20 protein-coding genes and 1 CRISPR repeat array are annotated in these 20,279 nt (G+C 53.3%); of the genes, 13 read left to right on the forward strand and 7 right to left on the reverse strand.

Annotated features, from left to right (window positions below; genetic code table 11):
• The first annotated feature begins 26 nt into the window (after positions 1-26).
• Entirely contained in the window at positions 27-1,247 is a 1,221-nt protein-coding gene (locus RHJ31_RS05470) for a F420-0:Gamma-glutamyl ligase (protein ID WP_302677645.1), read from the forward strand.
• A 13-nt stretch (positions 1,248-1,260) separates the two neighbouring features.
• Positions 1,261-3,370: a CRISPR direct-repeat array (repeat unit 36 nt; unit sequence GTTTCCATTAATTCGGCTGGGAAAGAATCCCAGCAC).
• Positions 3,371-3,484: 114 nt separating this feature from the next.
• Positions 3,485-3,682: a hypothetical protein gene (locus RHJ31_RS05475; RefSeq protein WP_302677647.1), complete on the forward strand. Its 198-nt coding sequence runs from the start codon at positions 3,485-3,487 to the stop codon at positions 3,680-3,682.
• On the opposite strand, the gene RHJ31_RS05480 is transcribed toward RHJ31_RS05475, so the two are convergent.
• The 4 genes from RHJ31_RS05480 to tyrS form a co-directional block, all read right to left on the reverse strand.
• Entirely contained in the window at positions 3,657-4,379 is a 723-nt protein-coding gene (locus RHJ31_RS05480; RefSeq protein ID WP_302677648.1) for a cytochrome c biogenesis protein CcdA, read from the reverse strand. The genes RHJ31_RS05475 and RHJ31_RS05480 overlap by 26 nt on opposite strands.
• A gap of 4 nt (positions 4,380-4,383) precedes the next feature.
• The gene (locus RHJ31_RS05485) at positions 4,384-7,068 is read right to left on the reverse strand and encodes a pitrilysin family protein (RefSeq protein ID WP_302677649.1); all 2,685 of its coding nucleotides are present in this window, start codon (positions 7,066-7,068) and stop codon (positions 4,384-4,386) included.
• Positions 7,069-7,130: 62 nt separating this feature from the next.
• Positions 7,131-7,469: a hypothetical protein gene (locus tag RHJ31_RS05490; RefSeq protein ID WP_302677650.1), complete on the reverse strand. Its 339-nt coding sequence runs from the start codon at positions 7,467-7,469 to the stop codon at positions 7,131-7,133.
• Between the two features lie 57 nt (positions 7,470-7,526).
• Complete coding sequence (gene tyrS, locus RHJ31_RS05495) at positions 7,527-8,753, reverse strand: tyrosine--tRNA ligase (protein WP_302677794.1); 1,227 nt, start codon at positions 8,751-8,753, stop codon at positions 7,527-7,529.
• 174 nt (positions 8,754-8,927) lie between these two features.
• On the opposite strand from tyrS, the gene RHJ31_RS05500 reads away from it, so the two are divergent.
• The 7 genes from RHJ31_RS05500 to gap all read left to right on the forward strand — a co-directional run bounded on the left by RHJ31_RS05500 (position 8,928) and on the right by gap (position 16,142).
• Entirely contained in the window at positions 8,928-10,859 is a 1,932-nt protein-coding gene (locus RHJ31_RS05500) for a transglycosylase domain-containing protein (protein ID WP_399375689.1), read from the forward strand.
• 196 nt (positions 10,860-11,055) lie between these two features.
• Positions 11,056-11,577, forward strand: coding sequence for a transcriptional repressor (locus RHJ31_RS05505; protein WP_190278270.1), 522 nt, complete (start codon positions 11,056-11,058; stop codon positions 11,575-11,577).
• Positions 11,578-11,580: 3 nt separating this feature from the next.
• A complete protein-coding gene (locus tag RHJ31_RS05510) occupies positions 11,581-12,117 on the forward strand; it encodes a DUF2808 domain-containing protein (protein WP_302677652.1) in 537 nt (178 codons plus the stop codon).
• A 1-nt stretch (position 12,118) separates the two neighbouring features.
• Positions 12,119-13,015, forward strand: coding sequence for an LD-carboxypeptidase (locus tag RHJ31_RS05515; RefSeq protein ID WP_302677653.1), 897 nt, complete (start codon positions 12,119-12,121; stop codon positions 13,013-13,015).
• 145 nt (positions 13,016-13,160) lie between these two features.
• Positions 13,161-14,708 (forward strand): NAD(P)H-quinone oxidoreductase subunit N, encoded by a 1,548-nt coding sequence (locus RHJ31_RS05520; RefSeq protein ID WP_302677654.1) that lies wholly within the window; start codon positions 13,161-13,163, stop codon positions 14,706-14,708.
• A gap of 52 nt (positions 14,709-14,760) precedes the next feature.
• On the forward strand, positions 14,761-15,096 hold the full coding sequence (locus RHJ31_RS05525) for a rhodanese-like domain-containing protein (RefSeq protein WP_206200088.1): 336 nt from the start codon (positions 14,761-14,763) through the stop codon (positions 15,094-15,096).
• Positions 15,097-15,119: 23 nt separating this feature from the next.
• A complete protein-coding gene (gene gap / locus RHJ31_RS05530; protein ID WP_302677655.1) occupies positions 15,120-16,142 on the forward strand; it encodes a type I glyceraldehyde-3-phosphate dehydrogenase in 1,023 nt (340 codons plus the stop codon).
• On the opposite strand, the gene RHJ31_RS05535 is transcribed toward gap, so the two are convergent.
• Together RHJ31_RS05535 and fabD are read right to left on the reverse strand one after the other, a co-directional pair.
• Positions 16,139-16,774: a 1-acyl-sn-glycerol-3-phosphate acyltransferase gene (locus RHJ31_RS05535; protein ID WP_149819182.1), complete on the reverse strand. Its 636-nt coding sequence runs from the start codon at positions 16,772-16,774 to the stop codon at positions 16,139-16,141. The genes gap and RHJ31_RS05535 overlap by 4 nt on opposite strands.
• Positions 16,771-17,661: an ACP S-malonyltransferase gene (gene fabD / locus RHJ31_RS05540; RefSeq protein ID WP_302677656.1), complete on the reverse strand. Its 891-nt coding sequence runs from the start codon at positions 17,659-17,661 to the stop codon at positions 16,771-16,773. Before fabD ends, RHJ31_RS05535 begins: the two co-directional genes overlap by 4 nt.
• 106 nt (positions 17,662-17,767) lie before the next feature.
• Here fabD and rpsP point away from each other — a divergent pair, with 106 nt between their 5' ends.
• The 4 genes from rpsP to RHJ31_RS05560 are packed head-to-tail and all read left to right on the forward strand — an operon-like array spanning position 17,768 to position 19,585.
• Positions 17,768-18,019 carry a 30S ribosomal protein S16 gene (gene rpsP / locus RHJ31_RS05545; protein WP_149819178.1) on the forward strand — a complete coding sequence of 84 codons (252 nt, stop codon included), beginning with the start codon at positions 17,768-17,770 and terminating at the stop codon, positions 18,017-18,019.
• A gap of 3 nt (positions 18,020-18,022) precedes the next feature.
• Complete coding sequence (locus RHJ31_RS05550) at positions 18,023-18,376, forward strand: KH domain-containing protein (protein WP_302677657.1); 354 nt, start codon at positions 18,023-18,025, stop codon at positions 18,374-18,376.
• Between the two features lie 3 nt (positions 18,377-18,379).
• Positions 18,380-18,553 carry a 30S ribosomal protein S21 gene (gene rpsU / locus RHJ31_RS05555; RefSeq protein WP_015126245.1) on the forward strand — a complete coding sequence of 58 codons (174 nt, stop codon included), beginning with the start codon at positions 18,380-18,382 and terminating at the stop codon, positions 18,551-18,553.
• Between the two features lie 9 nt (positions 18,554-18,562).
• Positions 18,563-19,585: a PhoH family protein gene (locus RHJ31_RS05560; RefSeq protein ID WP_149819174.1), complete on the forward strand. Its 1,023-nt coding sequence runs from the start codon at positions 18,563-18,565 to the stop codon at positions 19,583-19,585.
• Here the strand turns inward: RHJ31_RS05560 and RHJ31_RS05565 are convergent.
• On the reverse strand, positions 19,530-20,252 hold the full coding sequence (locus tag RHJ31_RS05565; RefSeq protein WP_302677659.1) for a superoxide dismutase: 723 nt from the start codon (positions 20,250-20,252) through the stop codon (positions 19,530-19,532). The genes RHJ31_RS05560 and RHJ31_RS05565 overlap by 56 nt on opposite strands.
• Positions 20,253-20,279 lie beyond the last annotated feature (27 nt).

Below are 20,279 nucleotides of genomic sequence, written 5' to 3' on the forward strand. Positions count from 1 at the left end.
GGAAATGCAGTGGTACAGGACACGTGATGATTGCAACAGTTATCGGCATAGGGGCAGCCGCCCTAGGATTCCTAGCCCTTTTGGTGGCGATCGGTTTGGAAGGGCGGTATCGCCAGCGGCCAGCCCATCCCCTTGAAGTGATCCGTGCCACTTGGAATCTGGAAATCTATGAGCCAACCCACTACCGTTTTGTCGGGCTATTGGGACTGAGCAACCCCCACCGTGGCCTTGAGGTGATGGTGCCAGACTTACGGGCAGAGGTGGTGCTATTGTCCGATGGCCGTGTCGATATGATTCAGACGGATGTGCAGGTCATCCCCCGCCACCCGGAGCCAGAATTTCTCCCCCGTGCCGATGGCTATTGGTTTGCCTATATCGTCAAGTCCACCAAGCAAACGAATGTCGAGATTTGTGTGGATTTGCAGGGAATTGGCGTGAGCGAGGTCAAGGCTGCTTGGGTCAAGATTCACTACATTGCCTATGGCCCCCACGGTCGCTTTGCCAAAACCCACCATGAATTTATCCCCCTCAAGTTTCCGGCCACGGGAGATACAGGTGTGTGGCGACAGGCGGAGAGATGTCAGGTACTCCCCATTCGCACCCATTTACTGACGCCGTTGGATATTCCCCTAGAGGTGCTCAATCGCTATGTGATGCCCCATGCCCAACCTGGAGACATTGTTGCCATTGGGGAAACACCCCTTGCCATTATCCAAGGTCGCCTCAAGGATCCGGCACAAATGCAACCGGGGTGGGTAGCAACGCGGGTGTGTCAGTTTTTCTTGCCCACCTCAAGTTTGGCCACCGCCTGTGGCATGCAAGCGCTGGTGGAGGAAGTGGGAGCGCTACGGGTACTCTTGGCCTTTTTGGGGGGGGCGATCGCCAAAGTCTTTGGCCACAAGGGCGGATTTTATCAATTGGCTGGCGAACAAGCCCGCCTCATTGACGATGTGACAGGTACTCTGCCCCCCTACGATCAATTTATTGTTATGGGACCTGTTAACCCCCAAGCCGTCGTGGAGGATCTAGCAGCAAAAACGGGTTTGGGCGTCGCCATTGTGGATGTTAACGACCTAGGGGCAGTCAAGGTGCTTGCCGCTAGCCAAGGAGTCTCCCCTCACTTCCTCACGACTGCTCTGAAGAAAAACCCCGCCGGTAATGCCGATGAGCAAACACCCATTGTCTTAATCCGGCCTTGCGGTGTTTCTCCGAGCTCGACTGAGGGTTTCCTAGACAAGATGCATTAGCTCTTATGGCCAAGTTTCCATTAATTCGGCTGGGAAAGAATCCCAGCACGCTAATTCTAAAAGCTCATAGGAATAAACCTTAGAGTTTCCATTAATTCGGCTGGGAAAGAATCCCAGCACTCTGCGCCAAATTATTGAGCGCAACCAAGATGTTTCCATTAATTCGGCTGGGAAAGAATCCCAGCACTGATCTTTTTTGATGAATTGAATGCGGCTCCACGTTTCCATTAATTCGGCTGGGAAAGAATCCCAGCACAAGTCCGACCAAAAGGTAGAAACTCTCTCCAGTGAGTTCGTTTCCATTAATTCGGCTGGGAAAGAATCCCAGCACCTTGCCAAACCCTTTATTACTGGCAGGAGACCAGTGAGTTCGTTTCCATTAATTCGGCTGGGAAAGAATCCCAGCACCTTCCTGATCCACAAACGGAAAGAACCTCTACCACGTTTCCATTAATTCGGCTGGGAAAGAATCCCAGCACGAGCCACACGCCACCAAATCTATAGCTTTTTAGAAGTTTCCATTAATTCGGCTGGGAAAGAATCCCAGCACCAACGAGTAAACTCGAATATTCGAGTTTATGGAAGGTTTCCATTAATTCGGCTGGGAAAGAATCCCAGCACTTAGCGGAACCTGTCGAAACGAAAGCCAAATCAAAGAGTTTCCATTAATTCGGCTGGGAAAGAATCCCAGCACCTTGGCATGCGCTGAGCGGGAATTTCTGTCGGGGTAGTTTCCATTAATTCGGCTGGGAAAGAATCCCAGCACGTCAGTGCGGTCAGAAAAAGCCGCTTGCAGCGCTGTTTCCATTAATTCGGCTGGGAAAGAATCCCAGCACGTCTAGCAGAGTCATTAATGCAGTTTTTGATTAAATGTTTCCATTAATTCGGCTGGGAAAGAATCCCAGCACAAATTGACGCTCACCAAACTGATGATCATAAACAAGTTTCCATTAATTCGGCTGGGAAAGAATCCCAGCACCAGAACAGACTAGGAAGGTCAAGTTCTCTGACCTTTTGTTTCCATTAATTCGGCTGGGAAAGAATCCCAGCACGACTCTCATTGTTCGTCAACCAGTTGCTTATAAGTTTCCATTAATTCGGCTGGGAAAGAATCCCAGCACATATGACAAGTTGAAAGGTCGGCAAGTAAGAAGGTTTCCATTAATTCGGCTGGGAAAGAATCCCAGCACGGTTTCATCCCGACTGGCCAGAATGTCCTTATCTAATGTTTCCATTAATTCGGCTGGGAAAGAATCCCAGCACTTAACACACATCTTGGAGTGATATCAGGAAAAGTAGTTTCCATTAATTCGGCTGGGAAAGAATCCCAGCACAGCAAAGGTTACTGAGGATGCTCTGGCACTAGTTCGTTTCCATTAATTCGGCTGGGAAAGAATCCCAGCACTATCTATTTCATTTTCTCCTGCGGTCTTCCCCTCCAGTTTCCATTAATTCGGCTGGGAAAGAATCCCAGCACAAGTAATGGTTGGTCAAGTTTAAATATTGTTAATGATCGTTTCCATTAATTCGGCTGGGAAAGAATCCCAGCACGGCTGTAGAGGCTGAGGAATAGATCGCAATAGATCGTTTCCATTAATTCGGCTGGGAAAGAATCCCAGCACTCTATGGATTCTATTTAGCTTGGTGACGGTGGCGGGTTTCCATTAATTCGGCTGGGAAAGAATCCCAGCACATAAGATAACAGGAGTAAAAAAATGCGCACTAAAAGTTTCCATTAATTCGGCTGGGAAAGAATCCCAGCACATCCTAAAAACTACAAAGCCCAAACTACTCATTCGGGTTTCCATTAATTCGGCTGGGAAAGAATCCCAGCACTCCGAATTCTTGCGCCTCTTTGGCGGGGGGTTTGGCTTGTTTCCATTAATTCGGCTGGGAAAGAATCCCAGCACAGGAGTACCTACCGAAGTTTGGATCGACGGAAAGTTTCCATTAATTCGGCTGGGAAAGAATCCCAGCACAAATATCCACTGCAAAAATACCTTTTCCCAGAAGAGTTTCCATTAATTCGGCTGGGAAAGAATCCCAGCACGAGGTTCGGTTATGGACAAGTATCTTTTCCCAGAAGAGTTTCCATTAATTCGGCTGGGAAAGAATCCCAGCACGGCACCCTCCTAGAAGGTGCTCTACGACTACTATAGCACAGGTCATTTTCAAGCACCTAGACGGGATCATTTTTTTGTTTTTGTAAAATTTTTAGATCCGTAGGGTCACAGGACGTGAAAGTCACTCTGGAACTGAATTTCGGGAAAATTCAAGCACCTCCAAATCTGTTAGAAATTGCTCAAAGCGTTGTGGAGACTGGGTTTGAGAAAATTGCCGAGCTGAGAGGATATTTTTGTCCAGAGGTGCTTGCATGGCTGGCTAACCACTGCCCCTTTGGCTTGAGCACTAAAGACGAATGGCTAAAGCAATGACGCCAAAAGCAATGAGGAGCACACCGCTCACAGGGGTAATCCAACTCGACCACTGCCGCAGTGCCAAGAGCCTTTGCAAGGCACCGCTAAATACTCCGACTAAAATCAGCGGCGCGACATACCCTGTTGTATACGCCAACAGCAGACCAGCCCCCACCACTAGCTTTTGGGTTGTGGCCACCCATGCCAGCAGCGTTGCCAAGACCGGCGTACTACAGGGTGCTGCCACAAGGCCAAATGTTGCCCCTAGGGTATAGGCTTGCAATCCCGCAGGAACCCGATCCGGCAGTTCCTCTAGGAAGCGACTGCGGGGAAAGCTCAGGGGCAAGGCATTGAGCAAATTTAAGCCCATGGCGATCGCCACCAAGCTCACCACGATCGTTAACCCCCAGCCCACCTGACCGTAGATGCGACCAGCAACAGCAGCAATCATCCCCAACAGGGTTAAGGTGGTTGCGAGGCCAAGGGCAAACCCAAGAGACTGGCGCAAGACGGAGCCATTTTGCTTTGTGGCATAGCCAGCAATATAACCAACGGTAATCGGCAGCATGGAAAGGGTGCAGGGGGTCAGACTTGTGAGCAGTCCCGCCAGAAACACAATACCGACACTGATCACGGTGAGATCACTCAGTTGAGCCGTCACCCATTGGTTGGCCCACTGTTCTAGGTGGTAAAGTCCTAAGGTTAAGCTGGCCATCGTTCTAGGGGCTAAAGGAAACACTAGGACCGGCAGTGACAATCACCAGTCGCTCTGGATCAATCAGATCGCGCAGGGTGTGATTGACTTCATCCAAGGTCACCTGCTGCAGGCGATCGCTAAACTGCTGGAGTTCTTCTGGGGGTAAATCCACACTGGCATTCCCTACAAGCGTCCGCGCCACCACATCCACATTGGCCAATTCGACAAGGTAAGTATTACTGAGGCTGCGCTTGGCGGCTCCGAGTTCGGCGGCGGTGAATCCTTGGCGGTGGGCATCCCTGAGAAGTTGCAAGGTGGCCTGAATGGCCTTGGCGGTATCCTCAGGGGCGGTTTGCAATTGAATGATAAAAGGCCCTGCTTGACGACTGGCACTAAAGAAGCTGTAGATGCCATAGGTCAACCCCTGGCGATCGCGAATCTCTGTGCCCAAGCGACTGGCCAGCGTGTCTCCCCCTAGGATGTGATTCATCAGCATCGCTGCGTAGAAGCGAGGATCGCGGCGATCGATCCCCGGCGTCCCCAGATAGGTAATCGCTTGGCTCTTACCGGCAATCACCGCATTCTTAAAGAGGGTTTGCTCGGGCGGTGAAACTGCAGGAAAGGTTAGGGACAGGGGATCCGTTTGGGGTTGCCACGAGCCAAAAATTTCATTGAGGCGCGATCGCACCTCCACAGGGTCAAAATCTCCCACGAGGGTCAAAATCGTGTGATCGGGGGTATAGGCGGCACGATAAAAGTTCAACAGGTCTGGGCGTTGAATTGCTTGTACAGATTCAGGAGTGGCAAAGGGATGCAGGGGATGATTGGCGGGATAGAGAGTTTCTTGCAGGACGCGGCGCCCCCAGCGCACAGGATCATCCGCCTCAAGACTCAGAGCCGTGAGATAGCGTTGTCGGCTGAGCTGAAACTCCGACTCTGGGAAGGTGGCTTCTTGAAGCACTTCACCAAGGGTTTGCAAGAGGATGGGTAGCTCACTGGCAAGGGCATAGGCCTCAATATCCACTCCATCGCGGAAAGCATTGAATTCTAGGCTAATGCCGCGATCCTCAAGGGTTTGTGCCAACGTCAGGGCATTTTTACGTCGCGTGCCATTGAGCAGGTTCGCAGCCGTCAGGTGAGCCACCCCCGGTTGGGTCAAGAGATCGTAGGCTGTTCCTGCGTCAATGCGCCCCGCCAGCGTAATCGTTGGTGTACTGCGATCCACGAGTAAGAGCACCCGCAGGCCATTTTTCAGGGTGAAGGTTTCCACCCCGTTGTTTTTGACCTCAGGGGCAGCCTGCCCACTCCCTTGGGGTAAATAGGCGGCAATGGTTTGCGGATCCACTGGCTCACCAACAAGATTGTGGGCGGTGGTTTGGGTACCTAGGCGACCTGAAGGCTCAACATCGGCAAACTCACTGGGAATAAATTCCCCCACAATCCAGCGATCGCGCCCAAAGTAGGTTTGCACCACTCGTTGAACACCCGCAGCCGTGACTTTTTCAATGGCCGCAAGGTGGCGATCGCTAAAGCGGTAATCTCCCGTCAGGGTTTCATCGTTGGCTAGTTGACTGGCTTGGGCATCAATGTCGCGATTGCGCAGGATAAAGTTGGCCTTGAGCTGTTGTTTGGCGCGTTGCAGTTCAGCAGCACTCAAGGGGCGCTCTGCCAGTTGGTTGAGAATCTGGTCAATGGTCTGCTCAATGGTCTCAAGGGATTGCTCCGGGGCCGCGATCGCGCCAATTTCAAACCAGCCCCCCGCCTGTAACGCGGCCACATAGGAGTAGGCCGAACTGGCTTGACCCGTTTCCATCAATTCCTGATACAAGTACGAACTGCGTCCGCCACTGAGGAGCATATCCAGCACATCCAAGGCCGCCTGATCTGGATGGGTCATCGCTGGAATGGGTACCAAAATCTGTAATAGCGGCGCACTTCCCGGTTCTGTGAGGCGAATTCGCTGGGCTTGACCTGCCGTTGGCGGCGGTAATGAAGGAGACTTTAGAGGGTCGGTTGGCCGAGGAATCTGCCCAAAGGTTTTCTTGACCAGTTCCAGTGCCCTTGGGGGACGGACATCGCCAGCAATCACCACAACGGCATTATCGGGGCGATAGTACTGGTGATAAAAACTCTTCACCGCTGGCAGCGTAAACTGCTCCACATCACTGGCCGTTCCCCCCACTGGCAAGCCGTAGGGATGATGGGGATAGAGGGCGGCCATCACAGCACGACTGAGGCGATATTCAGGACTATTTTCATAGCCTTGCAGCTCCGAGATCACCACCCGCTTTTCACTCTCAAGGGCATCGGGGGTCATCAGGGTATTGCGCAGGCGATCCGCCTCGAGAATCAGCAGTGGTTCTAGTTGGTCAGCGCGCACCGTATGGTGGTAGGCGGTCATGTCATAGCTGGTAAAGGCATTGGAAGAACTGCCAAGGGCATAAAACAACTGACCAAACTGGACGGGACGGCTCTTGGTGCCCTTAAACATCAAATGCTCCAGTTGGTGGGCAATCCCATTTTCCCCCTTGGGCTCATGACGAGAACCGACGCGATACCACACCTGTAAACTCACGACGGGTGCTGTGGGAATCTCTTTGATCAGCACCGTAAGGCCATTGTCTAAAACGGTTTTGGTCACACCACTACCGAGTCCTTCTACCGTGTGCAGGGGAACAATCACCGCCAAACTGGTACTCAAGAGCATCAAGCCAATGGATAAGAAGATCTTAACGAATTGTGGAACCAGCCCTAGGGTCATCGTTGTAGTTAATTCCCTTGGTGGGCGATCGCGCTCACAAGGGTAGTAATTGCCGGAGAAAGACTCGCCAGAACAACAATGGATGCCGCCGCAATAATAACAATAATAATCGTTGTTGCCATCCGCACCATGGCATCGGTTCCCCGTTGATAAACTTCAAACTTGTACTCTTGATTTTTCACCTGAGTGGCTAACTCACTCACATCCCCTTGCAGTTTGTGCACATCAGTTTGGAGCTTTTCGACATCCGTTTGTAGTTTTTCAACATCGGTGCCGAGTTTCTCCACATCTACACGCAGCGTCTGCAACTCGCTGAGTACCTTGGCTTGAAATTCCTGCTCGCTCATCCTACACATTCTCTGCACTACCTCGTCTTCATTCTCGCAGAGAATGCCAACCGCCACCTAAGGTACAAAGCGCAGGAATTTTTTCTTACCCACTTGCAGCACTTGGTTCACATAGGGTTCCGGTGCCGTGAGGGTAAAGTCCACATCCGTAATTTTTTCGCCGTTGAGACGCACCCCACCCCCTTGGATCTGTCGCCGCGCTTCGCTGCTACTGGGGCAGAGCTTGGTGTGACTGAGTACATAGGTCAGCTTCACAGGGAACTGAAACTCCCCAAGGGAATACTCTGGAATGGATCCTGCCTGTGCCGTTTGTCCTTGGGTGACGATCGCGGCTAGTTCCGCTTGGGTTTGCAGGGCGAGATCGCGCCCATGGTACTGACTCACGACTTCTAGGGCCAAGGCCTTCTGGCGATCGCGGGGATTGGTGGGTAAACTGTCCAAGGGCAAATCCGTGAGCAACTCAATGTATTGGTTCACCAAGGCATCGGGAATTTTCTCCAGCTTGGAGTACATACTGGCTGCCGACTCCGTAAGCGCCACATAGTTGCCAAGGGACTTCGACATTTTCTGTACTCCGTCCGTCCCCACCAAAATCGGCATCAGCAGACCAAATTGCACGGTGGGCAAGCGAAAATGGCGCTGTAAATCGCGACCCACAGCAATGTTAAATTTTTGATCGGTACCCCCCAGTTCCACATCTGCCGCCACCGCCACTGAATCATAGCCCTGCATCAATGGATAGAGAAACTCATGGAGAAAAATGGGCGTTTCCTTGGCGTAGCGTTCGGCAAACCCCTCCTTGGCCAGCATTTGGCCAACAGTCATCGTTCCCAGTAGCTCGAGAATTTTCCGCAAGTCCAGCTTGGCGAGCCACTCCGAGTTGTAGCGAATTTCTAAGCGACCGGGGGTCTCAAAATCCAAAATGGGCTTCACTTGCTCAAGGTAGGTTTGCACATTGGTTGCCACCTCCTCAGGGGTGAGTTGTTTGCGCACCTCCGACTTCCCTGTGGGATCGCCAATTTGAGCCGTAAAGTCACCAATAATCAGTACGGCACAGTGCCCCGCATCCTGAAACTGGCGTAACTTGCGCAGGACAATGCTATGACCGAGGTGAATTTCGCTGCCGGTGGGATCAATGCCAAACTTAATTCGCAGCGGGCGCTCCGTTTGCCGCAAATAGGCCCAGAGATTTTCTTCGGGTTTGGTGGAATCAGGGACATGGGGAAACGTTTCGACAACACCGCGCTGCAGCCGTGCAATTGTGGCCTCAAGGTCTGAAGACATCACTTGATTGGGCATTGGATTGGGCATTGATTTGGGCGAGGACATTTTCTGGTCTAGGATGGCTATGATAGCAATCAATTGCGATCGCGCGGCAATCTTGCCATCCCTTACTTTTATCCCAATAAAAAAATCATATACGAAGCAAAAAATAATTGGCGTCAGGAAGCGACTGTCGTGTCCACCACTACCCTTGGCAAACACCCCTCCCAAACCCGCCCCCAAGATGAAAACTTCTGGCGTGGGGTACTGCGAATTGCTAACCGTACCTTCCTTGTCGGGATGACCTTTGGTTGTGCGGCAATCGGCGGGGGGCTGCTGGGCTTGGCAATTAGCTTTCGGAATTTGCCGGATGTGCGATCGCTGCGGGGCTACATTCCCAGTGAAACGACACACATTTACGATGCTAAGGGCACCCTCCTTGTCAGCCTTCACGATGAAGAAAACCGTGAAGTCGTTCCCCTCAGCGAAATTTCGCCCAATTTGAAGCTGGCTGTGATGGCGATCGAAGACAGTAGCTTCTATCAGCATCGCGGTATTAATCCCATTGGTATTTCCCGTGCCTTAATGGTCAACCTCACCTCGGGGCGTACCGTACAGGGTGGCTCTACCCTGACGATGCAATTGGTGAAAAATCTCTTTTTGTCTCAAGATCGCTCCATTAGTCGTAAAGTGGCTGAGGCTGTCCTGGCCATGCGCCTCGAGCAGATCTTCAGCAAAGATGAAATTTTGGAGATGTACCTCAATCAAGTCTATTGGGGACATAACACTTACGGCGTACAAACCGCCGCCCAAAGCTACTTCAAAAAAAATGCCGCTGATCTCACGCTTGCCGAAGCCGCCATGATGGCTGGCATTATTCAAGCGCCCGAGGCCTATAGCCCCTTTGTGGATTTTGACCTCGCCAAAGAACGGCAGCAATTGGTGCTGGATCGGATGGTGGAATTGGATTGGATCACCCCCCAAGAGGCGGCTGCCGCTGCCCAAGAACCGATCAAGCTGGGGGAAATTACCTCCTTCCAGCGCAGTCGCAGTCCTTGGATTACCGATGCTGTGTTGCAGGAGTTGACCCGCCAATTTGGTCGTGAAGCGGTCATCCGTGGGGGAATGCGGGTACAAAGTAGCCTTGATGTCAAGGTGCAAAAAATGGCCGAAGAGGCAATCCAACGCGGCTATCAAACCCTACGGGGCAGTGGTGTGCGCGCCGATCAGTTGGCTTTGGCGGCGGTAGATCCACGAACGCACTATGTCAAAGCCCTTGTCGGCGGTGTGGACTACAACCGCAGTCAGTTTAATCGCGCCACCCAAGCGATGCGTCAGCCGGGGTCTGCCTTTAAGCCCTTTGTCTTTTATGCTGCCTATGCCAGTGGCAAATATACGCCCGATTCTGGAATTAACGACTCACCCGTTAGGTATCGCGATGGCAGTGGGTGGTATGTGCCGCGAAATTACGATGGCTCCTTTATGGGTGGGATGTCTATGCGTATGGCTTTGGCCACGTCCCGCAATATTCCTGCGATTGTTCTTGGCCAAGAGGTGGGCATTGAGCGCGTCATTGAAATTTGCCGTACCCTTGGCATTACCAGTCCCATGCTTCCTGTGGTTTCTCTACCTCTGGGGGCTGTGGATCTGACGCCCTTGGAAATGGCCGCTGCCTATGCCACATTCGCCAACAATGGCTGGCAATCCCCCACCACGACGATTATTCAAGTTACGGATAATAATGGCAATTTGCTTTTGGATCACACCCCTCGCCCCAAACTGGTGCTGGATCCTTGGGCGGCCGCAGCCATCAATGACACGATGAAAAGTGTGATCACCAGTGGGACAGGCACAGGTGCCAACATTGGCCGACCCGCCGCAGGGAAAACAGGCACCACCTCTTCTGAGCGGGATATTTGGTTTGTCGGTTATGTGCCGCAACTCTCAGCCGCGGTTTGGGCAGGGAATGACAACTATGCGCCCCTCGGGCAGGGGGCAACGGGGGGTGGCTTTATGGCACCCATTTGGCGGGATTTCATGAGTCAGGCACTCAAGGATGTGCCCGTCGAAGACTTTACCCCGATGTCGAAGTTCCAGCGACCCAAGCCGCAGCGGCAAACAAATTAAGGATTGGTTTTTGAACTGGGTTCTGCGCCATTGAACCCATTGATGATTGCTTGGGTTGTGCTTGGGCGTTGCAACTCATTTGCAGAAAGTTCAGTAAAGCTATTGTAATTATTCTCAATAAGCTGGGATTGTTGCAAATGACACTTGTTGTCGGCTATCATGCAAACCAAATATCGGCAGATCAGGCGAATCTCCTATGCCACTTTATACAGCAGCAGCCTTAAAGGCAGAACTGAACGAGAAGGGCTGGCGGTTGACGCCACAGCGAGAAACCATTCTCAATATTTTCCAGAATCTGCCTAAGGGCAACCACCTGAGTGCTGAAGACCTGCACCATGAGTTGCGTAAACAGGGACACTCCATTAGTTTATCCACCGTTTATCGCACTGTGAAGTTGATGTCCCGGATGGGTATTCTGCGGGAGTTGGAACTGGCCGAGGGACACAAGCACTACGAACTCAATACAATGTCTCCGCACCACCATCACCACATGGTGTGCGTGCAATGCAACCGCACAATGGAGTTCGACAATGATACGATTCTCAAGCAGGCTCTGAAGCAGACGGAGAAGTATGGTCTGCAATTGATTGATTGCCAACTGACGATTTACACCATTTGTCCAGAGGCGCTGCGGCGCGGTTATCCCGGCCTGCCGGAAAACTGGGTCTGTAGTAGCGCGATCGCCCACGGCACAGAACCCCCCTCGCGGGGTAAATAAGGGATGCGACGACCCTTCGCGATCGCCCTTGTTGGCATAGCTGCTTTGCCCCCTCAGAGCCTAGGGGTTGAGTTTCCCGATGGTCAGGTGGCCTTTGATCAGCCACCCATTTTTGTTGAAGCCAATACCCGCTATCCTCAAGTGTGGCTAACGAATACCACCTACAACTTCATTGTGCAGATACCGACCACCGCAGGCGAACCCCTTGCCCGGCTTGACATTCAACAACTGCCCGGCATTGAGACGATTTACTTTTTGCCCCAACGTACCCGTGCTTTTATCGGCGATCGCTCCCGCCAGCCGATTCCCTTGGGCAAGGTGACCTTTGATGGCCATTCAGCGCTGCTCACAGTGACCTTTGATCCCCCTGTGCCACCGGGGTGGTACCTGCGGGTTGAGGTTGCTCCTGTGCGCAATCCCCAATGGGATGGGACGTATCTTTTTGCTGTGACAGCCTTTCCTCGGGGGGGAGATCGCGCCATAGGTCAAAATATCGGCACGGGGCGCTTGCAGTTTTACCGCAATTCTAATTTTTTCTAACGTGACCGTCTTTGCAACATTACCGCCGCCGCTTCAGCCGGGCGATCGCCTTGCCGTCGCCTTTCCCAGTGGTGTCCTCCGCCAAAGGGAACCTTTTTGGCAGGGAGTGGCCTGTTGGCAAGCTCAGGGCTATGAGGTGATTGTCGATGAGGCGGCCTTTGCCGGCTGGGGCTACCTTGCGGGTGCCGATCAACAGCGGCGCGATCGCATGCGGCACTTATTGCAAGATGATTCTATTAAGGGTATTCTCTGCGGGCGGGGCGGATTTGGAGCGACTCGTCTGTTGGAGCAGTGGCAGTGGCCAGCGGTATCGCCGAAATGGCTGATTGGTTTTTCGGATATTACGGCTTTGCTGTGGAGCTATGCTAACCAAGGGGTGGCCGGTGTCCATGGCCCAGTACTCACCACGCTGGCGGCAGAACCCCTTTGGAGTCAGCAGCGGCTTTTTGATCTGGTGCGGGGCAAACCCCTAGAGCCGCTCTTGGGAACGGGTTGGGGGGGCGGTGTGGTGCAGGGTCGTCTTTTGGTGGGGAATTTAACAGTCGCGACTCATTTACTGGGGACGCCTGATTGTCCTTCTTTTGAGAATGTGATCTTGGCTCTAGAGGATGTGGGTGAAGCCCCCTATCGCATTGACCGCATGTTGACGCAGTGGCGCCGCAGTGGTGTGTTGCATCAGATTCAGGGGATTGCCCTCGGTCGTTTTAGTCGCTGTGAGGATCCCACCACCCAACCCAATTTTCGCGTGATTGAGGTTTTGGGCGATCGCTTGGCGGATTTGGGGCTTCCCATTGTCAGTGACTTGCCCTTTGGTCATGAGGGGGTGAACGCTGCCTTACCTGTGGGAGTCGCAGCAGAGTTGGATGGTGATCGCGGCTCTTTGCGGCTATTGCTCTGACCCAAAATCAAAATACCACCTCTGCCAGTGCCGAGATTGGTAAAAACTAATCCTACTCATAAGCAGAAGGCGATCGCGGGCAAACAATGAAATGAAAATCTGGGTGATAAGATATGGGGGATTCCATCAAGGCGCGTAAAGAGTTATGGATTTGGTGACACTGGCCGGACAGCTGAATGCAGGCACCATTTTGCCGGAAACCATCGTGATTGTGACGCTGCTTGTTGTCCTCCTAGCAGATTTGATTCAGGGACGCCAAGCGGATCGCTGGACCCCCTACTTTGCCATTGTCGGTTTAGGGGGAGCGATCGCCACGATGATTCCCCTGTGGACTCAGCCCGACACCGTCAGTTTCTTTGGCAGCTTTATTTCTGATCACCTCAGCCTCTTCTTCCGGGGACTGATTGCCCTTTCAGCCTTGGGCACGATTCTCATGTCCATTCGCTATGTTGAGCAAACCGGCAGTTCCCTCGGCGAATTTATGACCATCCTCTTGACCGCCACGGTGGGTGGCATGTTCATTGCCGGTGCCCAAGAACTGGTGTTTATCTTTGTGGCGCTAGAGACCCTGAGTATTGCCTCCTATCTGCTCACCGGCTACACCAAGCGCGATAGCCGCTCCAACGAAGCCGCCTTGAAATATCTCCTGATTGGTGCGGCCAGTTCTGCCATTTTCCTCTATGGATCGTCACTGTTGTATGGCCTCTCCGGTGGGCACACCCAATTACCAGAAATTGCCCAAGCTCTCTCTGCGGAATCCTTGGGTCTAGTCGTAGCCTTAGTGTTTGTTATTGCTGGCATTAGTTTCAAAATTTCGGCGGTGCCCTTTCACCAATGGACGCCCGATGTTTATGAGGGTGCCCCTACGCCTGTGGTTGCCTTTCTCTCCGTTGGCTCCAAAGCCGCTGGTTTTGCCCTTGCCATTCGCTTTTTGACCTTGGCCTTCCCCAGTGTCACCGATCAGTGGCAACTGATCTTTACGGTGTTGGCGATCCTGAGCATGATTCTTGGCAACGTGGTTGCCCTTGCCCAAACCAGCATGAAGCGGATGCTGGCCTACTCCTCCATTGGCCAGGCGGGGTTTGTGATGATTGGTTTTGTCGTTGGCACTGAGGCAGGTTATGCCAGTATGCTCTTTTACCTGCTGGTGTACCTCTTCATGAACCTTGGCGCTTTTACCTGTGTGATTCTCTTCTCCCTGCGCACGGGTACCGATCAAATTAGTGAGTATGCCGGCCTCTATCAAAAAGACCCATTGCTGACCCTCGGCCTGAGCCTCTGTCTGCTTTCCTTGGGCGGGATTCCTCCCTTGGCCGGCTTTTTTGGCAAAATTTACCTCTTCTGGGCGGGTTGGCAAGCCGGTGCCTATGGTCTGGTGCTGCTGGGTCTATTAACGAGTGTGATCTCGATTTACTACTACATTCGTGTTGTCAAGATGATGGTGGTCAAGGAACCCCAAGAAATGTCCCTAGCTGTGCAAAATTATCCCGAGGTTTCTTGGTCAAGCTTTGGCATGCGTCCGTTGCAGGTGGGTCTAGTGATGACGGTGATTGCCACCTCCTTGGCGGGTATCTTGGCCAATCCCCTCTTTAACTTGGTGAATACGGCAGTACTAGATGTGCCCCAAGTGGCTCATCAACCGACGGCGATCGAGGTGGCCTACCAAAGCCTACCGCCGGCAGGTAAATCTTAAGGATGACTTTAGTACGATCCCCGATCTATCCCCCTAGAATCAAGGGGAAGCCATGCTAGGACAAATCACAGTGGTGGAATTGGCGCAACGCCTAGCCACAGAGGCGGATACCTTGCAACTCATTGATGTGCGGGAACCAGAGGAGTGGGCGATTGTTCACCTCCCCCATTTCACCCTTTTGCCCCTGAGTGCGTTTCCCCAATGGTCGCCCCAAATTTGCCAGCTCTTTGATCCAGATCGGGAAACCTTGGTACTCTGCCACCACGGTGTGCGATCGGCGCAAATGGGTCACTGGTTGATTCAGCAGGGATTCCGTAATGTGAAAAACATTGTCGGTGGTATTGATGCCTATGCTGCGGCAGTGGATCCAACCCTACCCCGTTATTAGTTGATTGCCTTGGGAGAGTTTTCATGACCTTGAAAGTCGGTATTAATGGCTTTGGCCGCATTGGCCGCTTGGTGCTACGGGCGGGTCTCGCCTGCGACAATATTCAGTTTGTCGGCATTAACGATCTCGTGCCTGCGGATAACCTTGCCTACCTCTTTAAGTACGATTCCACCCACGGCATCTATCCGGGAACCGTCAAGGCCACGGCAGAGGGCATTGAAATTGATGGTAAGTTCATTCCCTGTACGGCCATTCGCAATCCCGCAGAACTGCCTTGGGGATCGGTTGGCGCCGACTACATTGTTGAATCCACCGGTCTATTTACCGGCTATGATGGCGCCTCTCAGCATCTTCAGGCCGGTGCGAAACGAGTGGTGATTTCAGCCCCCACCAAGGATGCCGACAAGGTGAAAACAATTGTCGTCGGTGTTAATGATGCGGCCTTTGATCCAGCGGTGGATGTGATTGTCTCTAATGCCAGTTGCACGACAAATTGCTTGGCACCGGTGGCGAAGATCCTACATCAAACCTTTGGGCTAGCTGAGGGCTTGATGACCACGGTGCACTCTGTCACCGCAACCCAACCGACGGTGGATGGTCCTAGTAAGAAGGATTGGCGCGGCGGCCGCGGGGCTGGCCAAAATATTATTCCCGCCTCTACCGGCGCTGCTAAAGCGGTGACACTGGTGTTGCCCGAACTCAAGGGCAAGTTGACGGGGATGGCCTTTCGCGTTCCTACGCCCGATGTGTCGGTGGTGGATTTAACTTTCAAAACCGAGAAGGCCACGAGCTATGACGAGATTTGTGCGGCAATGAAGGCAGCGGCCGAGGGGGACCTCAAGGGCATTCTTGGCTATACCGAAGAGGCGGTTGTCTCCAGTGATTTTATCGGTGATGGCCGCTCCAGTATCTTTGATGCCACAGCCGGGATCCAACTCAATGCCAATTTCTTTAAGGTGGTGGCTTGGTACGACAATGAGTGGGGCTATTCCTGCCGTGTGGTGGATCTCCTGAAATTGATGGCCGCTAAGGATGGTCTGCTCTAGCGACCCAAGTCATGGAGACGGTGGATCACTTCGCAGCAGTGCTGTGTGACTGCTTCTAGGGCAGGGCGATCGCCCGAAGCCGGGGGGGGAATGGGGGCACCAATGCGCACCGTAATCGGAACCGGTCGGGGGAATCCACCTTTTTTGAGAATCTCTTGGGTTCCCCAAAGGCAGACGGGCAATAGAGGCGCCTGAGCTTTGGCGGCAATGAGTGCTGCCCCCAATTTCGGATCATAGATGCGCCCATCTTTCGTGCGCGTGCCCTCCAAAAAGACCCCCACTGCCCAACCCTGTTCTAGAGCTTTGAGGGCGGCCTGCAATGCGCGGCGATCGCCGGCTCCCCGCTTCACAGGATAGGCACCATACCACCGAATCAATGTCCGAAAAATGGGAATCTGGAATAATTCCTCCTTGGCCATCCAAGCCACCGGTCGGCGCACACAGTTAGAAATCAGGGGCGGATCAAAGTAGCTGGCATGATTGGCTACCACCACCAGTGGCCCTCGCAGCGGTACCTGATGGGCACCATAGATGCGCCCGCGAAAGTAGGTGTGCAGGAGTGGACTCACCACTGACCATTTGAAAAGATGGTAGAGGAGCAAGCTGATCAGCGGCTCGCGATCGCGACTCACCCAAGGCTCTCCAAACTAGCGATCGTGGCAATGCTGGTAACGGTGATCTCTGGGGTCGTGCGTTTAACCAAGCCTGCCAATACGTTGCCGGGACCAATTTCAAAGGCTTGGGTCACCCCCGCTGCCGCAAGGGCATGACAGGTGTCCACCCACCGCACAGAGCCGGTCATCTGCGATCGCAAGCGTGCCTTGATCACCGCTGCATCTGTTGTCGGTTCAGGTTCGACATTGTTCAAAACGGGAAAGATCGCCTCGTGGAAGGTGTACTCCTCCAGCAGCGTGGCAAACGTGGCTGCGGCCTCCGCCATAAACGGGGAATGAAAAGCTCCACTCACATTCAAGGGAACCGCTCGCTTCACCTTAATTTTGCCTAGCACCGCGTCCACCGCTGCCGACAGCCCCGAAATCACCACCTGCCCCGGATGGTTATCATTGGCCAGAACCACATTGGCTGTGCTGGCGATCGCCTCTTGCAACTGCTCGCGGTCAAAGCCAATCAAGGCCACCATCTTGCCCCCCCCGGCGGCATTCATCAGTTCGGCTCGCCGCTGCACTAACTTCAGTCCTGTTGTAAAGTCAAAAACCTCCGCCGCATAGAGGGCAACATATTCGCCGAGACTATGCCCCGCAACAAAGTCCGCTTTTGCCCCCCGTTCCTTGAGGGCATCCACAAGCAAGCTCTCCACCAGAAACAAACTCGGCTGGGTATAGAGGGTTTGATCTAAATTGCCGACACGCCCTGCACAGCACTCAATGACCGACCACCCCAAAATAGCCGCTGCCTGTGCGCACCGCTCCTCGGCTGGGGGATAGGCCGTTAGCAAATCCGCCATCATTTCTGGATGTTGCGACCCTTGGCCGGGAAATAACCATGCTGTCTTTGTCATCGGCAGTGCTCAACTCGAACCGCAATCTACTTTACCCGATTTGGGATGTCCGTTATACTAGAAAATTGTCGATAAAAATCTGCCCCTTTTATCTCCATAGGCTGACATGATTAAACTGCGTCTCAAACGCTACGGCAAAAAACGGAACGCCACCTATCGGATTGTGGCCATGAATAATACGGATCGCCGCGATGGGCGTGCCCTCGAAGAATTGGGCTTCTACGATCCGATCCGTGATGAAGTGCGCCTTAAGGAAGAGGCTATCAAGCGGCGTTTGGCGCAGGGCGCACAACCCACAGATACCGTGCGGCGGCTGTTTGTCAAAGCGAATCTTCTCCCTGAAACTGCCAAAAAATAGGCAATGACTGAGTCGGCTGCCCCCAATTACGCTGCCTTGATTCGCTTCCTGCTGGAACCCTTTATGGAAGCACCAGAAGCCCTACGGCTGCATGCGGAATTTTCCCCTGCCAATTCTCGCATCTGGGTACGCCTTGCCTTTGCTGGCGAGGATAAGGGACGGGTCTATGGCCGTGGCGGTCGCAATCTCCATGCCATTCGAGCGGTTTTACAGGCTGCTGCCCAAGCCGCCGGTCAGCAGGTTTACTTAGATGTCTATGACGATGCCAAAAGTACACCTAAAATAGATCATCAAGGGAGCGATCGCCCCCGACGATCCCGTCGTCGTTCTTATCCATCATCAAGGAGGCAAAGTTAGCGCGTGTCTGAAGTGCGTTTAGGTGAAAACGAATCCATTGAGTCCGCTCTACGGCGATTCAAGAAAAAAATCCAAAAAGCGGGCATTCTTTCGGAAGTCAAACGGCGTGAACGTTACGAGAAACCCAGCCTGCGCCGCAAACGCAAACAGGAGGCCGCCCGCAAGCGCAATCGCTAAGCCTTGGGTATGACCACGAGGGAAAGCCTCACGATTGACCTCCACAGCACTGAGAGTGCGATCGCCCTTGTCGGTGAGCAAGAAGCCAACCTGCGCATCTTTGCCGCCCAAACAGGGGCGACCCTTGTTTTAAGGGGGCGGGATCTCTACATCACTGGTACCCCTGCTCAAATCCAACTCTGCCAACAACTGATTCAAGACCTCGGTACCCTCTGGCGCGAGGGGCGTCCTGTGTCTGGGGTAGATATTCTCACCGTCCGCCATGCCTACGACACCCAGCAGCGGGAAGCCCTCCAAGAGCTGCAACAGGATATTCTGGCTCGCACCCGTCGTGGCGACATTATTCGTGCCAAAACCTTTCGCCAGCGCCAGTACATTCAAGCCATTCGCAGCCACACACTCACCTTTGGCATTGGGCCAGCGGGCACCGGCAAAACCTTCTTGGCCACCGTTCTAGCCGTCCAAGCGCTACTGTCGGGTACTTATGAGCGGTTGATTTTGACACGGCCTGCGGTGGAAGCAGGGGAGCGGCTCGGCTTTTTGCCGGGAGATTTACAGCAAAAAATTGATCCCTATTTGCGTCCCCTCTACGATGCTCTTTACGAACTAGTGGAGCCGGAGAAAATTAGTAACCTGATGGAGCGGGGGGTGATTGAAGTGGCTCCCTTGGCCTATATGCGAGGGCGTACCCTCAATAATGCCTTTGTCATCCTCGATGAGGCCCAGAACACTACCCCTGCCCAAATGAAAATGGTGTTGACCCGCATTGGTTTTAACTCCTGCTTGGTGGTGACGGGGGACTTGACACAAACCGATCTACCAGAACATCAAACCTCCGGCCTCAGTGTGGCCACGAAAATTCTCAAAGATGTCGAAGGGATCGCGTTTTGTTATCTAACCAAGGGGGATGTGATTCGCCATCCCCTTGTCGAGCGAATTATTGATGCCTACGATCGCCATGAGCAGGCCTTGCTTACTAAGTCAAAAGAGCGCGCATCTGGGCGTAGCGATCGCTCAGCCAAGGCCAATTAACCACCTGCCACCAAGCCTCTAGGTACTGATCGCGACGGTTGCGATAGGTCAGGTAGTAGGCATGCTCCCACAAATCATTGCCCAAGATCGGCACTTGCCCTTGCATCAGCGGCGAATCTTGGTTCAGTGTGGTGGTAATGGCCAGATTTCCTTGGGGCGTCAGCACAAGCCAGACCCAGCCACTGCCAAAGTGCTTCAGACCTGCCTGCTGAAACTGGGTTTGAAACGCTGAGAACGAGCCAAAGGTGGTTGCAATTGCTGTGGCCAACTCCCCCGTGGGTTCACCGCCCCCATTCGGTGCCATACTTTGCCAAAAGAGGGAATGGTTGGCATGGCCGCCGCCGTGGTTGCGCACGGTTTGTTGGATGGCGGTGGGTAGTTGGCGAATGTGGCGCAGTAAATCCTCAATGGGTAGCCCCTGCCATTGCCGGTAGGGCGTCAGTGCCTTGTTCAGCGTCTTCACATAGGCCGCATGGTGTTTGTCATGGTGTAGCTGCATCGTCTCCGCATCAATCACTGGCTCTAGAGCATCGTAGCCGTAGGGCAAAGGCGGCAGCGTATAAATTTCTGACGGCTCACCTTCAGCCACGGCTGGGCGCGATCGCAACCAGAGTGTAGCGGCACTGCCGACGAGGAGGCCGAGGGTTTGACGACGGGTTAGGGGCATAGCGAGTACGTGAAATGTTCCCGCTAA

It is taken from the genome of Thermosynechococcus sp. JY1331, assembly GCF_031583475.1.
Taxonomy (GTDB): domain Bacteria; phylum Cyanobacteriota; class Cyanobacteriia; order Thermosynechococcales; family Thermosynechococcaceae; genus Thermosynechococcus.